This is a genomic window from Streptomyces sp. CC208A (assembly GCF_030010625.1).
Lineage (GTDB): Bacteria > Actinomycetota > Actinomycetes > Streptomycetales > Streptomycetaceae > Streptomyces.
Map to the genome: position 1 here is coordinate 182,645 of NZ_JASCXN010000002.1, position 15,654 is coordinate 198,298.

At 71.9% G+C, this 15,654-nt stretch carries 13 protein-coding genes; 7 read left to right on the top strand and 6 right to left on the bottom strand.

The genetic code is table 11. From position 1 onward, the window contains the following. The first annotated feature begins 65 nt into the window (after positions 1–65). A complete protein-coding gene (locus tag QK442_RS03125) occupies positions 66–332 on the top strand; it encodes a hypothetical protein (protein ID WP_282692215.1) in 267 nt (88 codons plus the stop codon). On the opposite strand, the gene QK442_RS03130 is transcribed toward QK442_RS03125, so the two are convergent. Next, complete coding sequence (locus QK442_RS03130) at positions 322–1,398, bottom strand: NAD(P)-binding domain-containing protein (protein WP_282692454.1); 1,077 nt, start codon at positions 1,396–1,398, stop codon at positions 322–324. The two genes, QK442_RS03125 and QK442_RS03130, sit on opposite strands and share 11 nt — an antisense overlap. A 152-nt stretch (positions 1,399–1,550) precedes the next feature. Between QK442_RS03130 and QK442_RS03135 the strand changes: the two genes are divergently transcribed. Further along, on the top strand, positions 1,551–1,973 hold the full coding sequence (locus QK442_RS03135; protein ID WP_282692216.1) for a YjbQ family protein: 423 nt from the start codon (positions 1,551–1,553) through the stop codon (positions 1,971–1,973). A 33-nt stretch (positions 1,974–2,006) separates the two neighbouring features. Here the strand turns inward: QK442_RS03135 and QK442_RS03140 are convergent, their stop codons facing one another. After that, positions 2,007–4,895, bottom strand: coding sequence for an AAA family ATPase (locus QK442_RS03140; RefSeq protein ID WP_282692217.1), 2,889 nt, complete (start codon positions 4,893–4,895; stop codon positions 2,007–2,009). 95 nt (positions 4,896–4,990) lie between these two features. Further along, complete coding sequence (locus tag QK442_RS03145; protein WP_282692218.1) at positions 4,991–5,509, bottom strand: ATP-binding protein; 519 nt, start codon at positions 5,507–5,509, stop codon at positions 4,991–4,993. Between the two features lie 339 nt (positions 5,510–5,848). Between QK442_RS03145 and QK442_RS03150 the strand changes: the two genes are divergently transcribed. Both QK442_RS03150 and QK442_RS03155 read left to right on the top strand, forming a co-directional pair. Beyond that, entirely contained in the window at positions 5,849–6,229 is a 381-nt protein-coding gene (locus tag QK442_RS03150) for a hypothetical protein (protein WP_282692219.1), read from the top strand. Positions 6,230–6,894: 665 nt separating this feature from the next. Beyond that, positions 6,895–7,533 carry a TetR/AcrR family transcriptional regulator gene (locus QK442_RS03155; RefSeq protein WP_282692220.1) on the top strand — a complete coding sequence of 213 codons (639 nt, stop codon included), beginning with the start codon at positions 6,895–6,897 and terminating at the stop codon, positions 7,531–7,533. On the opposite strand, the gene QK442_RS03160 is transcribed toward QK442_RS03155, so the two are convergent. Further along, positions 7,530–8,033 (bottom strand): ATP-binding protein, encoded by a 504-nt coding sequence (locus tag QK442_RS03160; protein WP_282692221.1) that lies wholly within the window; start codon positions 8,031–8,033, stop codon positions 7,530–7,532. The two genes, QK442_RS03155 and QK442_RS03160, sit on opposite strands and share 4 nt — an antisense overlap. A 158-nt stretch (positions 8,034–8,191) precedes the next feature. Continuing rightward, the gene (locus QK442_RS03165) at positions 8,192–11,410 is read right to left on the bottom strand and encodes a TIM-barrel domain-containing protein (RefSeq protein WP_282692222.1); all 3,219 of its coding nucleotides are present in this window, start codon (positions 11,408–11,410) and stop codon (positions 8,192–8,194) included. A gap of 232 nt (positions 11,411–11,642) precedes the next feature. On the opposite strand from QK442_RS03165, the gene QK442_RS03170 reads away from it, so the two are divergent. Genes QK442_RS03170 through QK442_RS03180 form a run of 3 tightly spaced genes read left to right on the top strand, consistent with a single transcriptional unit; the run spans position 11,643 to position 14,766 of the window. Further along, positions 11,643–12,899 carry an extracellular solute-binding protein gene (locus QK442_RS03170; RefSeq protein WP_282692223.1) on the top strand — a complete coding sequence of 419 codons (1,257 nt, stop codon included), beginning with the start codon at positions 11,643–11,645 and terminating at the stop codon, positions 12,897–12,899. A 35-nt stretch (positions 12,900–12,934) separates the two neighbouring features. Then, complete coding sequence (locus QK442_RS03175) at positions 12,935–13,921, top strand: sugar ABC transporter permease (protein ID WP_282692224.1); 987 nt, start codon at positions 12,935–12,937, stop codon at positions 13,919–13,921. Continuing rightward, entirely contained in the window at positions 13,918–14,766 is an 849-nt protein-coding gene (locus QK442_RS03180) for a carbohydrate ABC transporter permease (RefSeq protein WP_282692225.1), read from the top strand. The genes QK442_RS03175 and QK442_RS03180 overlap by 4 nt, the downstream gene beginning before the upstream one ends. Positions 14,767–14,789: 23 nt before the next feature. On the opposite strand, the gene QK442_RS03185 is transcribed toward QK442_RS03180, so the two are convergent. Further along, a complete protein-coding gene (locus QK442_RS03185; RefSeq protein ID WP_282692226.1) occupies positions 14,790–15,575 on the bottom strand; it encodes a DeoR/GlpR family DNA-binding transcription regulator in 786 nt (261 codons plus the stop codon). Between the last annotated feature and the right edge of the window lie 79 nt (positions 15,576–15,654).

The window sequence follows — 15,654 nt, forward strand, 5'->3', positions numbered from 1 at the left end:
GTGTACGCGCCGATATCGACTGATTTGGGCGGTATCGCGAGGGCTGTCGACTCGTTGGGCAGCACATGAAGCAGCTCAGACGACGCCGCTGGATCTGGTCTCCCATCACCTCCTGGCAGGCCAGACGACTGGCCCGGGTGACCGGGGTGGACTTCGACGACGCCTGGGTCGAGATCAGACTGACCACCCATCCGGACGAGCGGCATTTCGCCCTCGCCCACGACGTCCTCACCCAGGTCCTCCTCGCCCGGAGCGCCGTCTGCCTGGAAGAGGGGCCGCGGTACGCGCCGGAGGGGGAGTGGCGGCCGCGCGACGGATCGCTCAGACGGTGACCGGTTCCGGGGTCCGCGCGGGCTCGGCCGCGAGGAGGCGGCGGATCTCGGCCACCGCGGCGCGGCCGGCCCGGTTGGCGCCGATCGTCGAGGCCGACGGGCCGTAACCGACCAGATGGACGCGCTCGTCGAGGACGGCACGGGTCCCCTGGAGACGGATGCCGCCACCGGCCTCCCGAAGCCGCAGCGGGGCCAGGTGGTCGATCGCCGGCCGGAAACCGGTCGCCCACAGGATCACGTCCGCGTCGACCGTGCGGCCGTCCGCCCAGACGGCCCCGGTCGGCGTGATCCGTTCGAACATCGGCTGCCGGTCCAGGACGCCGTTCGCCAGCCCCGCGCGGATCGCGTCGTTGAGCGGCAGCCCCGTCACCGAGACCACACTGCGCGGCGGCAGCCCCCGCCGCACCCGCTCCTCGACCAGGGCGACGGCCGTACGGCCCTCCGCCTCGCCGAAGGGCCCCTCCCGGAAGACCGGCTCGCGCCGGGTCACCCAGGTGGTCGCCGCGGCGTGCTCCGCGATCTCCAACAGGTGCTGCGTGGCCGACGCCCCGCCGCCCACCACGATCACCCGCCGTCCGGCGAAGGCCTCGGGCCCCGGATACCGCGCCGTGTGCAGCTGAAGCCCCCGAAAGGTCTCCTGCCCGGGGTAACGGGGCCAGAACGGCCGGTCCCACGTGCCGGTGGCGTTGATCAGAGCCCGGGCCGCGTACACCCCCTCCGAGGTCTCCACCCGCAGCCGGCCGCCCTCGCCCTCGCGGACGGCGGTCACGTCGACGGGCCGGTGCACCCGCAGACCGAAGGTCTGCTCGTACGTGTCGAAGTACCCGCCGATCACCTCGGAGGAGGGCCGCCCCGGATCGGCCCCGGTCAGCTCCATGCCCGGCAGGGAGTGCATCCCGTGCACCTTCCCGTAGGTCAGTGAGTCCCACCGGAACTGCCAGGCCCCGCCCGGCCGGGGCGCGTGGTCGAGGACGACGAAGTCCCGGTCCGGCTCAAGCCCGACGCGCCGCAGATGGAAGGCGGCGGAGAGCCCCGCCTGCCCGGCGCCGATCACCACGACGTCCACCGCCCGGCCCGCTGCTTCGACCACAAAATCGTTCACGTTTCTACTAACAGGGTCGGTCCCCGGGATCTTCCCGCCCCGTCGCCACCGACACGCTCGACGGAGTCTCGCGACGAGGGCGCGAGATCCCGCGTCCGGGGCGGCAGGATGACCCCATGTCACCCTCCTTCACCACCCGCGTCCTCCACCTCACCACCGGCACCCGCGAGACGGTCACCGACCTGACCCGGTCCTGCGAGGACTTCCTGTCAGAGGTGGCGGCAGCCCGCGACGGCCTCCTCAACCTCTTCGTCCCGCACGCCACCGCAGGCCTCGCCGTCCTGGAGACCGGCTCCGGCAGCGACAGCGACCTCCTGGCCACCCTCCACCACCTCCTCCCCGCCGACGACCGCTGGCAGCACCGCCACGGCACCCCCGGCCACGGTCGCGACCACGTCCTCCCCGCCTTCCTCCCGCCCCACGCCACCCTCCCGGTCGTCGGAGGCGGCCTCGCCCTGGGCACCTGGCAGTCGGTCTGTCTGGTCGACACCAACAAGGACAACCCGGAGCGTCAGGTGCGGCTCAGCTTCCTGGGCTGACCGGGCCGATCAGGATCGGCCCGGGTGTGGCCGTCATGTCCTGTCGTCGATCCCCGTGTCGGGAAGGGCCTCGCGTACGGCCTTGCGGGTGGTGCCGAGCTTCTTGAGGATGTGGGCCACATGCTGCTCGACGGTACGGGGGGAAACGAACAGCGCCTGAGCGATGTCCTGGTTGGTGGAGCCTTGGGCCAGCATTTCGGCGACCTGCCGCTCGCGCGGGGACAGCCGGCCACCGTAGCCCCGGCGGCCGCGCGCGGGCCGCTGTACCAGGCCGAGTCGGCTCAGGGTGTCCCGGCAGCGGGCGGCGTCGGCGGTGGCGCCGAGGCGGCTGTAGGTGTCGAGGGCCTCGGTGAGGTGGGCGGTCGAGGCGTCGGGCCGTGCGGGGGCGAATGCCCTGCCGGCGTACTCGGCCGCACGGGCTGCCTCGTACGGTCGGCCGATCGCCTTCCAGAGCCGCTGCGCCCGTGTGAAGAGCTCCGCGGCCGCAGCGGATTCGCCGACGTGGTGGAGCAGACCGCGGGCGAAGTGGAGCTCGGCGTCGGCGGCGGGCGTGTCGGCGTCGCGCAGGCCGCGTTCGGCGTCGTCGGCGAGCTGCTGGGCGTACCGGCGATCCGCGCGGGCCAGTGCCGCCTCGACCGCGACAGGGACCACGCCGGTCCCTCGCGCCCAGGCAGCGGCTTCCCGCAGCATGGCCACGGCGGGCTCGATCACGGCGAGGGCTTCCTCGAGCGAGCCCTGGGCGAGCTGGACGACCGCGATCCCGGACGCGGCCCGCAGCGCCGTGGTGACCTGCGACTCGCGCTCCCCGTACCCGGCGGCGAGACTCAGCTGCTCCAGCGCCCGGGAGCGTTGGCCCCTCGCGTTGGCCAACCGGCCCAGCAGCAAGGCCTGTTCGTGGCCCGCCATGGCGATGTCGGGGAATTCGGCGCCGAGGGCGGCGAAGTCCTCCTCCAGGCCGTCCCAGTGGCCTGCGAGGCCGTTCAGGCGCAGCAGGGCGATCCGGCTGTAGCACTCCAGGTGGGGGGTGCCGGCGCGGTGTGCGAGGTCGCGGCTCTCGGTGAGCAGGGCGCGGGCGCGGCGATCGTGTCCGAGTTCGATGGCGATGTCGCCGACGTTGTAGAGGGCACGGGCGGTCTGCCGCAGCACACCGGGGTCGCCGGAGCCACGGGGCAGTCGGTCGAGCAGGGGCCAGACGGCGGGGTCTCCCTGCCGGGCCATGAGAGTCAGGCGGGTGGCCTGTACGGCGGCGGTCACCGCATCGTCGGTGGTGCCGTGCAGGGTGCGCTCGGCCTGGTCGATCCACTTCCATGCCTGGTCGGAGCCGCCGCTGCGCTCGTTCATCGCCAGGGCGACCATCGCCCGGGCGGCTCGCTCCGGGCGGGTGGTCAGCTCCTCGACCGACCGGCGGATCTCCCGGAAGCCGTCGCGGTCTCCGCCGTGGTTGACCATGAGCAGGCCGAGCCCCAGACGGATCTCGCCCCGGGTGGCCTCCGACTGGCGTGGGTCGTCGATGAGCCGCCGCAGCAGGGTGACAGTGGCGGCATGGTCGGTGCTGTCGACCGAGATCCGGGCGAGCGAGAGGGCGGTTCGCGAACGGACCTCGTCCCCGAGGTCCGGCTGTTCGAGCATCCGGTGGAGCAGGGCGGCAGCGGTGCCGGTGTCGCCGAGAGCGATGGCCTGGTCGGCGGCGGCTTCGGCGCGGCGGAACCAGGCTTCGCGGTCTCCGGCGGCGAGCGTGTGGTGGGCCATCTGCACCAGTGGAGGCGGGGTCTGCCCCTCGAGTGCCTCGACGGCCCGCCGGTGGAGGCGGGTGCGCAGGGGGCCCGGCACGTTCTGGTAGGCGACCTGCTGGGCGAGGACGTGCCGGAAGACGTACAGGCCGACGTCGTCCTCGCGGAGCACCGCGGCCTGCAACGCGTCGGTGAGGCCCCGCGCGCCCTGATCGGGATCAAGTCCGGCGACGGTGGTGAGCAGCGGCTCGGCGGCGGGGACGGCCAGGATGGCGGCGGCGTCGACGACCGCGGCGCCGGCGGGGGAGAGTCCGGCCAGGCGCTCGGTCACCGCCTCGCGCAGCCCCCTGGGGACCTGGGTCTGTTCGAGGATCGCCACGGCGTCCTCGGCGTTGCCGCGCCGCCCCTGCTCGCCGAGGGTGATCAGGTCCTCTTCGGCGACCAGAGGCAGCCCCTCGCTGCGGTCGTACACGGCCCTGGCGAGGCCAGGGGTGGTGTGCGAGCCGAGGGCGGCGGTGGCCAGCTCCGCGACGTCGGCCTCGGTGAGCGGCGCCAAGGTGATCACCGTGCCGCCGGTGCCGGGCGGGTGGCGGTAGGCGGCGCCGAGGACGGGTGTACGGGGCGGCAGGTCCTCGGCACGGTACGTGAGCACCAGACTCAGCTCGGCGGGCAGGTCGCGCGCGAGCAGCAGGAGGAGCTCACGGGTGGCGTCGTCGACCCAGTGCATGTCCTCGACGACGATCACCGCCGGGCCCAGCGCGGCGAGCAGGGAGCGCACTGCCCGGACGAGCTGGTGGCGCTCGGCCTGCGGGTCGCCCGGTGGAGTCGGCGGCGGAGGGAGCCGGTCCGCCAGGTCGGGCAGCAGAGGTGCGAGGGCGCCGGACGCCGGCGGAAGGTCCGTGGCGGGCAACCCGGAGCCGGCCTTGGCCAGAGCGTCGATGAGCGGACCGTAGGGGTACGGTTCGCGCAGCGGCTGGCAGTAGCCGGTCAGCACGTGCCGGCCTTCGGCGGTCAGCGCGGCGGTGGCCTCGTGCACCAGGCGGGACTTGCCGATTCCGGCCTCGCCCTCGATCAGTACGACGGCCGGCGGGCGCCGGACGGCGGCCAGCAGCGTGCCGAGCTCCCGTCGGCGGCCGACGAAGACGAAGCCGCCGCTGACAGGCGCCGCCTGCTGGCTGCTCGGCCGTGCCACGCCACCACCTTCCCTGCCTGGTCAGGCTAGGTCCGGCGGTGACGAGCGGCAAGCGCGGCCGAGACCGCCCAAGGCCCTCGGTACGGTCGTTCCGATCACCGGGCCGCGGGCGTCGGAGAGAGGGACAGTTCCACCATGACGCGGGTGCCGGCGGCCGTGCGCCGCAGAGTGCACCTGTCGGCGTATTCCTCGACCAGCCGCAGGCCGCGTCCACCGCAAGCCGGGTCGTCGATGACGTGCCGCGAACCGACGCCCGCGGCCTGCCGGGATCGCCAGCGGCCGCTGTCCTTGACCTGCACCGTCAGCATGTCGGCCGTCGTGGCCAGAATCAGGGTCACGTCCGGGCTTCCGCTGTGCCGCACCGCGTTGGTCACCAGTTCGGTGACGACGAGGGCCAGCGCGGCCTCCGCATCCTCCGGGACGTCCCAGAGCCGTGCCGACGTCCGTGCGAAGCGCCGCAGGGCGGGCACCGAGGCGGGAACGGCGGACATCGTGCAGACGGCCGTCCTCTCACGGACGCCGGCGCCCCGCGGCACCGGCGCGGCCGCATCGGGAACAGCCGGAACACGGCGGAGGGCGGTGGTCGTGGCGATCATCTCGGACTCCTGGGGCATGTGCGGCGACCCCCTTCTGCCTTCCAAGGTCGCCGCCCCGGCCGGGTGGAAACAATGCGGACCCCTATACGTACGGGTACGCAAAATTAACCGGCCACCGAGGTGTGCCCCTGCTGCGCGCCATGGGGCACCGCGTCGCACTGCTGCGGACGTCGGATCTCGCGGGCCTCCTACCGCCCGGAGCGGCGCAGGGGCAGGTCCGCTGCGAGGTGTGCGCCGAGTGGGCCGGCCGCGATGCGCAGGGTGCCGCCGTGGCCTGCGGCGCTTTCGCGGGCGATGGCCAGGCCGAGGCCGGTGCTGTCGGTGCGAGGGGAGCCGTCGGCATGCTCGGTGCGGAGGGTGACCTGGATGGTGGTGTGTGCGGAGCGGCAGGCGTTGTCGATGCGGATCGCGCAGGAGCCGCCCCGGTTGGAGGGCGCTGCCGTGGACGTATACGGGCTTGTCGGCGACGCAGCGGAAGTCCAGCGGAAGTCCAGGGGACGTGGGTGGCAGGTGCTGGTACTCCGCGACGAGGTCGTGGGCGAGGGCGGCCAGCTCTACGGTGCTGCCGCCGGGCGGGGCCGTGGCATCCAGGCGGGTCAGCAGCAGGTCCTCGCTGAGGTACTGGAGACGTGTGGTGTCGGTGAGCGCGCCGCGGACGACCTCGGGCCAGTCCACGCCTTGCGGGTGGGTGAGTGCCGCTTCGAGGGAAGCGCGCAGGATGGCAAGGGGGCTGCGTAGCTCGTGGGAGGCGCCGGCGACGAACCGCTGCCGGCGCTCGGGCGCGCTGTGCAGCTGGTCCAGGGTGGCGTTGACGGAGTGCGCCGGTTCGGTGATCTCGTCGTCGGAGGCCGGTACGGGGACCCGGCGGCTGAGTGAGCGGGCGGTGATGTCGTCGAGTTCCCGGCGGATCGCGTCGACGGGGCGCAGCGGGCGACCGACGGCGGCCCAGGCGGTGGCGGTGGCGGTGGCCAGGAGCCCGGTGGCCGGAACGCCGGCGGCCGGGCCCACGGGCAGCGCTTGGTGGGCGCTGAACGCCGGCAAGGTGGTGCTGCTCAGGCTGAGCCACAGCAGCGCGACGAGGACCAGGAAGCCGGCCGTGGTCCCGGCGAGGACGGCGGAGCCGGTGCGCAGCGGTAGGTCGCGGCCGGAGGGCTGGGCGAAGGGAGGTCACCGTTCCGCCGCCCGCCCCGACGGGCACGCCGTACCTCAGTGACCTGCCGGTCATGTCCTGGCTCGTCGGCTGGGGCGCTGCAGCGCGGCCTGAGCCCAGGCGCGCTCCCGATGGTCTGCGACTGCGGCCATCACGGCCGCGGGAAAAGGACCGGTGAGCCTTGTTCTGGGCGGTCATCCTGAAAAGGTAGGGGTGCAAGGTTTTTCCCTGCGGGCCCGGCTAGAGTGATGCGGTGACCACGCGACGACGCCGGGGCCCGTACGCCAAGACCGCCGCCAAGCGGCAGGAGATCCTCGACGCGGCTCTGGCCGCCTACGCGGAAGCCGGTAGCCGCGGGGTGTCGGTGCGGGACATCGCCCAGCGGGTGGGGATGACCGACGCGGGCGTCCTGCATCACTTCGGGAGCCGCGAGGCACTGCTCACGGCGGTGGTCGAGGCCCGCGACACGGCGGCGTCCGAGGCGTACAGCCCGGAGACCGTGCTGTGGCGGACGGAGCTCCTGGCCCGGAACGCCGCCACGCCCGGCCTGGTCAAGCTGTTCCTGGACATCGCCGCAGCCTCGGCCGACCCCGACCACTCGGGGCATGCGTTCTTCACCGAGCGGTACCGCGGCCTGAGGCTCCAGATCGCGGCACTGCTCGCCGGCGGGCCGCCGCCGGGGGCCGGCTCCGAGGGGCCGGTGGCGGACGCCGATGCCGACTGGGCCGCGCGGATCCTGCTGGCCGCGACGGACGGCATCCAGCTCCAGTGGCTGCTGGAGCCGACGATCGACATGGCGGGGGACATCGGCCGGCTGCGGGACGTGCTGCTGGACGTGCTGGACCGGCAGCGGGAGTGCGAGCCGGGGCCTGAGGGCACTCCCGCGCCTTAGTCCGCCACCGTTCTCTGGGCGATCACCGCGTCGGCGACGAGCGTCACGGCCACCCGCGTGCCGTGTGCCGTCCGGATGATCGCGCAGTCCTGTGCGTATGCGCGTACGAGCTGCAGGCCGCGGCCGCAGCATGCGGCGTCGTCGTCACCGGGGAGGCGGGGGCGCCGGGGGCGCCACCTGCCGGTGTCCTGGACCTGGAGGGTGAGCGTGGTGCCGGTCGTCGTCAGGAGCACGGCCACGTCCGGGCTGCCGCTGTGCCGGACGACATTGGCGACGAGTTCGGTCACGGCGACGCCGAGCGCCTCCTCGACCTCGTCGCCGAGTTCCCACGGGGCGGCCGCCTCCCGGGCGAAGCGGCGCAGCAGCGGGACCGCTTCGACGGTCGCGCGCATCACGCACAGGGCTCGATGCGCGTCCCGCACGTGCGAGCCGGGGTGAAGGGGGAGGCCGGGAGGGCCGGTGAGGGGGGCGAGCGGGGTGCTCTGCGTGGCGGTGGGCATGGGGCTCCTCGGCGCCTGGGGAGCGGGGCGCGGTGGCGAACGGGAAATCGCCGGTTATGCCACGGTAAGCATGAAAACTTTGAATATCTAGGTTTTGGGTCTCATGGCTGTGCCCCGACCGATGACGGTCGGGGCACAGTTCCCCTTCTCGGGGGGCGTCAGGCCGTGGGTGTCCAGCGCTGGGCCGCCGTGCCCGAGCAGGTGGCGAGCGTCAGCTTCGTGCCGCTCGCCGTGCCCGCCCCGACCGGGGCCAGGCAGCGTCCGCCGCTGGTGATCGTCGCCTGGGCGCCGAGCTGCCATTTCTGGCCGGTCGAGCCGCTGCACGCCTGGACGGTCACGGTGGTGCCGGAGCCGTCGAGGCAGACGCCGTCCTTGCCGGTCACGGTGCCGGCCGCGGTGAACGTCCAGCGCTGGTTGGCGCCGCCGTGGCAGGCGTAGAGCGTCGGTTCCGTACCGGGGGCCGTGGCGCTGTACGGCAGGTCCACGCACGTCCCGGAGGCTCCGTTGACCAGCGTCGCGTTCGCCGGGAGCGGGGTGGCCCTGCCGGTCGCGGAGATCTCGGCCGCGCTGGTCCACGGGCCGCTGTCCCCGGCCTCGGTGAGGGCCTTGAGCCGCAGGTAGCGGCCCGTCTTCGGAGCGAAGGAGGTCTTCTTCTCGGTGGCGTTGTCGGCCCACACACCGGTCGCGACCGGGCTGCCCCAGCTCGCGGTGGTGTCGGAGACGTACACCTCGTACGACCCGATGTGGCCGTTGCTGCCGCCGTCCTGCCGCGGCAGGTATGACAGGCTGTCCACGTCGTAGCGCGCCCCGAGGTCGATCTGGACCTCGTGGGGGAGCTGCGCGGCCGTGCCGCCGGAGTACGCCGTGTGCCACGTGGTGGCCGGGGCGCCGTCGATGGCGTTGGCGGCCGCCCCGTCCTCGTACGTCGTCTCCTGGCTGTCGGCGTGGACGACCTTCCAGGCGGTCTTGGAGATCGGCGCGCCCGTGGCGGGGACCTCGGCGGCCGGGAGCAGCGTCACACCGGACGCGGTGACCGTGAACGCGCCGGACTTCGCACCCGTCTTGACCCACAGGACGCCGGAGCGGTCGGCCGGGTCGAAGTACCAGCCGGTCGCGGCGGAGTCGTACGCGGCCTTCGACGTCAGAGCCGGCAGGGCGTCACCGTCGACGGTGACGCCGCTGGGGGCGGCGGACGCGTGGACGGTGAACTCGTAGCCGCGTGAGGCGGGCTTGCCGGTGTACGCGCCGGTGCCGGCGCCGACACTGATCCTCACGTCGCCGGTGCCGGAGGCGGGGGCGGTGACGTCGACCTTCTGCTTGGCGTACGCGCCGGTCTGGTACTGGCGGGTGATCCCGTCGTCCTCGTACAGCGTGAACGTCGACGAGCCGCGCGGGTACACGTCGTACGTGAGGGTGGAGACGGGCTTCTCGCCGGTGTGGTTCATCTGCGGCCACATCGGCACGATCCCGCCGCCCTTGACGAACATGGGGAGTCGGTCGAGCGGGGCGTCGTAGCCGTTCAGCCAGCCCGGGCCGCTGTACGTCCTGCCGCTCCAGTAGTCGGTCCAGGTGCCGGCGGGCAGGTAGATGCCGTCGCGCTTCGTCGTGTCCGTGACGACGGGAGCCACGAGGAGCGAGTCGCCGGACATGAACTGGCCGCTCGTCTGGTTGCCGCGCGCGACCGGGTCGTTCGGGTACTCCAGGACCATGGCCCGCAGCGTCGGCGTACCGGTCTCCGTCGCCACCCGGCTCATGGAGTAGAAGTACGGCATCATCCGCATCTTCAGCTTGAGGTACTTGCGGTTGATGGACAGGTACGGGTCGGAGAAGCGCCACGGCTGCTTGTCGTGGTACCCGGCCTCCGGGTTGGTGGCACCCCAGCCGGACATCGTCATGAAGACGGGCGTCATCGCCTTCCACTGCAGGTCGCGGACGTACGTCTTGGGGCTGCCCTGGAAGATGCCGTCGACGTCGCCGGCCGCGTAGTTGAGGGCGGACAGACCCGCGCCGGTGATCGCCGGGACGTGCCAGCGCATGGCGTCCCAGTTGCCCGGCGTGTCGCCGGTCCAGACGATGGCGTTGCGCTGCGTGCCGGCCCAGCCGTCGACCGTCCAGACGTAGCGGCGGGCGTCGGAGTTCCTCTCGATGCCCTCGACGGCCTGCTGGACGCCGTCGAAGGCGTACTTGTAGCCGGGACCGATCCAGGCGACGTCGGTCTTGACGCCGCGGCTGCCCGCGACGCCGACCTCCGTGTCGATGTCCGCCAGACCGGTCGAGGTCCACAGGCCGGTCTGGAAGCCCTTGGCCTTCAGGCCGTCGACCACTGTCTTCAGGTCCGCGTACCCGCAGCCGTAACCGTCGTTGGGCAGGAACCAGCCCGACGGCATGTCGGCGGCGCGGGCGTCCGCCGCGTAACCCAGGACGTCCTTCGTGGTCTGGTGACGGAGCCGGTCGTGGCCACCGGTGTAGTCGGGGTTCGAGGCGTTCCAGCAGTCGGCGTTGCCGAGCTCGAAGCCCCACAGCGGCGCCAGGAACGGCTTGCCGCTGACGTCCGTGTACGCGTCGAGGACGCCCTTGAGGGAGTCGCCGACGAAGTACCAGGCGTCGAAGCGGCTCTCGTTGTGCGTGAACGTGCCCGGCGCGCCGAAGCTGTACGTGCCCGGCGCCCAGGTGTTCCGCATCACGCCGTAGTTGTTGGTCGACATGTAGAAGGGCGCGGGACTCGCGTTGTGGTTCTCCAGCCACTTGTTGCTGCCGGAGATCGGCACGGTCTTGCCGCGCAGCGCCCACTCGCCGAGCCGCAGGCCCGTGCCGTAGAACTGCTCGTCGGGTCCCTGGGTCAGGTACTGGCTGGTCTGCGTGCCCGTCCAGGAGAGCGGCTGGGACTCCGACCACACCAGGGTGGAGTCGTCGGCGCGGTAGACCGAGAACCGCAGCGGGGACTTGTTCACCCGGATGTTCAGGGCGGGAGTGGCGATCTTGTAGTACGTGCCGGCGTCCGCGACGCTCGTGGTCACGGCACCGAAGTCGGTGTCGATCGCGAGGGCGTTGCCCGCGGGGTCGTCGGTGAAGCCGCCGTTCGGCGACACCCAGATCCGGAAGATGTCCTGGCGGGCCACTTGAATCCGGGCCTTCGCCGCCGTCGAGGTGCTGATCGTGAAGGTGTTGCCGGTCCGACTGACCCCCGTGGCGTTCCCGGCGGTCGCCGCCGCGGCCGGCGAGACCGGACCCGCGACGGAGAAGACCGCCGCCACCAGGGCCGCCACCAGGCCGAGGACGGCTGGTCGCCGCCCTCGGCCTCTGATCCGTACTGAAGAGCGTGCTCGCATCGCTGTCGCCTTTCGCTCGCCGACGCTGCCGAGAGTGGTGCGCGACATGACAGCAGCCTCCTCGGAATGACGTCAAGCGCTCGCTTGATGCGTCTATCGATCAAAAGCAATCAGAAGTGCGCATGCGATCCCGACCTCCGGCCTGCGGTTACAACTCCATAACTGACGAGGGCCTGAGGATGACGCGAGGCGGACTGGGTGCTCTAAGTTGAGCAATACGCGCCAACCTGGTCAGTTTCGCGCGTCAATCTCTCTCCTCGTGAACCAGGCGGTAGTTGCCATGAAGCGACGTCTTCTCACCCTGTCCACCGCCGGAACGGTCGGCGCGCTCGTGCTCACGGCGTGCGGAGGCGGATCCGGCGCCTCGACCGGCGCGGACGGGGTCACCACGATCAAGTTCGTCGCGGCGGACTACGGCTCCAACGGCGACAACCCCAGCCAGGCGTACTGGCAGGACGTCATCAAGGCGTTCGAGAAGGAGAACCCGAAGGTCGAGGTCGACCTCCAGGTGATCAACTGGAACGACATCGACGCCCAGGTCAGGACCATGGTCCAGAACGGGAACCAGCCGGACGTCCTCCAGACCGGCGGCTACGCGGACTTCGCCAAGAGCGGCTTGCTGTACTCCGTCCCGGAGGTGCTCTCGGTGCCCACCGAAGGGGACCTCATCCCCGCCCTGGCCGACGCCGGGGCCCAGGACGACACCCGTTACGGCGTCCCGTTCGTCTCCAGTGCCCGGATGTTCCTCATCAACAACGCGCTGTTCCGCAAGGCCGGCCTCGACCCCGCGAAGCCGCCGCAGACCTGGGCCGAGGTCACCGCCGCCGCGACCGCCCTCAAGAAGGCCGGCGTCGAGGTGCCCCTCGGCATTCCCCTGGGCAAGGAGGAGGCACAGGCCGAGGCGTTCATCTGGATGATGGGCAACGGCGGCGACTACCAGAACTCCAGCCGGAAGTACGCGATCAACTCCGAGGCGAACGTGGAGACGTTCACCCAGCTCAAGAAGTGGGTCGACGCGGGCCTCACGGAGAAGAGCCCGGCCGCCGTCAACCGCACCGACCTCACCGAGAACTTCGCCTCCGGCAAGGTCGGCATGCTCAACGGCTTCCCCGGCCAGCTCGCCGAACTCAAGGGCATGGACGTCACCTGGACCGCCATGCCCGGCGCGAACGAGAAGAGCCCCAGCACCCTCGGCGTCGCCGACTGGGTCATGGCCTTCAAGAAGGGCGGCCACAAGAAGGAGATCAAGGCCTTCCTCGACTTCGCGTACGGCACGGAGAACGTGGTCAGGTTCGCCAAGACCTACAACCTGCTGCCCGTGACGCAGACGGCCCGTGCCGCGCTCGTCGAGGACCCGGCGGCGAAGGAGCTCAGGCCCTTCCTCGAGATCCTGCCGACCGCGACCTTCTACCCGCTCAGCGACCCGACCTGGCCCGGCGTCTCCGCCCAGATCAAGACCCAGATCGGCAGCGCCCTCGACGACCCGCGGAAGGGCCTCGACGCTCTCCAGAAGGCAGCCGAGCAGGCGGGTCGGTGACGAGCCGCGGCCGTACCTCCGAAACGAGAACGCACGTGTCCACCAGCACCCCACCCCGTACCGCCGACCGGCGGGTCCACGCGGCCCGCCGGCCCGCGGCCCCGGGACCCGGTCGGCGCCATCCTGACCGGCCGGCCGGGTCCCGGCCCCGCTCCTGGTTCCGGCGCCTCGGCGCCCTGCCCTGGATCGCGCCCTCCGTCCTGCTCATCCTGGCCGTGGTCGTCTGGCCGGTCGTCGAGATGGTCCGCACCTCGCTGCGGAGGATCGACACCTCGGGTGCGGACCTGGGCCCGGCCGGGCTCGACAAGTACCGCAAGCTGTTCGCCGACCCCCGGCTCCCCGACGTCCTGACCTGGACCGCCGTATGGACGGTCGCCGTCGTCGCGCTGACGATGCTGATCTCGCTGGCCCTGGCCCAGCTGTTCGACCAGCGCTTCCCCGGCCGCCGGATCACCCGCTGGGCGCTCGTCGCACCCTGGGCGGCCTCCGTCCTGATGACCGCCATCGGCTTCCGCTGGATGCTCGACCAGGTGGCCGGCGTCCTCAACCGGGTCCTGCTCGACCTCGGCCTCATCGACTCGGCCGAGGCGTGGACCGGCGACGCCGCGCACGCCAAGCCGTGGCTGATCGCCGTCGCCGTCTTCGTGTCGCTGCCCTTCACCACGTACACCCTCCTCGCCGGGCTCCAGACCGTCCCCGCGGAGGTGTACGAGGCGGCTCGTGCCGACGGCGCCTCACGCCTCCAGACCTACCTCCGGATCACGCTGCCCCTGCTGCGGCCGGCGTTCCTCGTCGCCCTGGTGATCAACCTGATCAACGTCTTCAACTCGTTCCCCGTCATCTGGGGCATGACCCAGGGTGGCCCCAACGCCGACACGGCCACCACCACGGTCCTCATGTACATGCTGCGCAGTTACGACGTGGCCGAGTCGGCCGCCCTCTCGGTGGTCAACTTCGCCGCCGTCATCGTCATGGTCCTGGTCTTCCTCAAGGTCAGCGGCTGGAAGGAGGCCGACCGATGAGCACCGTGAGCACCGCGGCCCCGCGCCCGCGCCCCCGTACGAAGACCGTGCTGCTCACCGTCACGGCCTGGGCCCTGGCCGCGGTCTTCCTGCTGCCGTACGTCCAGATGGTGATCACGGCCGGGCGGCCGGCCGACGAGCTGCGCGACAACGGCTACCTGCCGTCCCGCTTCGACTGGTCCGCGTTCACCCGCGTCTGGAGCGAGACCACACTCGGCCAGAACCTGTCCAACACCCTGCTGATCGCGGCCGGTTCGACCCTCCTCGTCCTGCTGGCGGCGCTGCCCGCCGCGTACTACACGGCACGCGTCCGCTTCCGCGGGCGCACCGCCTTCCTGCTCCTGGTCCTCGTCACGCAGATGTTCCAGCCCACGGCCCTGCAGGTGGGGCTCTACCGGGAGTTCCACGCGCTCGGCCTGCTGGACACGACGGCCGTCCTGATGGTGGCCAACGCGGCCTTCAACCTCGCCTTCGCGGTCTGGATCATCAGCGCCTACATCGGCTCGATCCCCGTCGAACTGGAGGAGGCCGCGATGATGGACGGCTGCGGCCGGGCCCGCGCACTGTTCCGGGTGACCCTGCCGCTGGCCGTGCCCGGCATCGTCACCGCCGTGATCTTCACCTTCATCGCGGCGTGGAACGAGTTCATCATGGGCCTGACGCTCACCACCTCACCCGAGCGGCAGCCCCTCACCGTCGGCATCAACAACATGATCGGTGCCTACACCGTTCAGTGGAACCAGGTGTTCGCCGCGTCCCTTGTGGCCATCGTGCCGGTGATCGTGCTGTTCGCGGTCATCGAGCGCCACGTGGTGTCCGGCCTGACCGCCGGGTCCGTCAAGTAGCCCCGGGACCGGGCGTCGCAGCCCTACACGCAGTGGACGTCGACGCCCTGGTTGGTCAGCTGCTCGACCAGGTCGTCGGGGGCGTCGTGGTCGGTGACCAGGACGTCGATCTCGGGGATCGTGCAGACCCGGGCGAACGCGCGCTGGCCGAGCTTGGTGGAGTCGGCGACCACGATCACCTTCCCCGCCCGCTCGGCCATCGCGCGGTTGGCACTGGCCTCGCCCTCGTCGTGGGTGGCGGCGCCGAAGCGCGGGTCGACGGCGTTGACGCCGAGGATGGCGTAGTCGAGCGACAGGCCCTGGAGAACGGTCGTCGCCAGCGGTCCGGTCAGCTCGTACGACTGGGGACGGGCGACCCCGCCGGTGACCACGGTCTTCACGTACGGGCGGACCGCCAGCTCGTTGGCGATGTTCACGGCGTTGGTCACGATCGTCAGCGCCGTGGACCCGCCGTGCTCGGCCAGGTCGGCCCGGGTCACCAGCTCGCGCGCCACCTCGGACGTCGTGGTGCCGCCGTTGAGCCCGACGACCGCGCCCGGGGGGATGAGCGCGGCGGCGGCGCGGGCGATGCGCTGCTTCTCGTCGGCCTTGCGCGCCGTCTTGTACCGCAGCGGCAGGTCGTACGAGACCCCGGACAGCACCGCCCCGCCGCGGGTGCGGGTGAGCAGCTGTTGACGGGCCAGCTCCTCGAGGTCGCGGCGGATGGTGGCGGGGGAGACGCCAAGCAGTTCGGCGGCCTCGCCGACCTCGATGCTGCCGCGCTCGCCCAGAGCGTCGAGCAGCCGCGTCCACCGCTCGTGCGTGCTCATCACCGTTCTCCTCGCCTCGTGACATCGCCTCGCGACATCCAGGAGCCGAGGGTAACCCGGTTCGCACTTCCGTGATCAA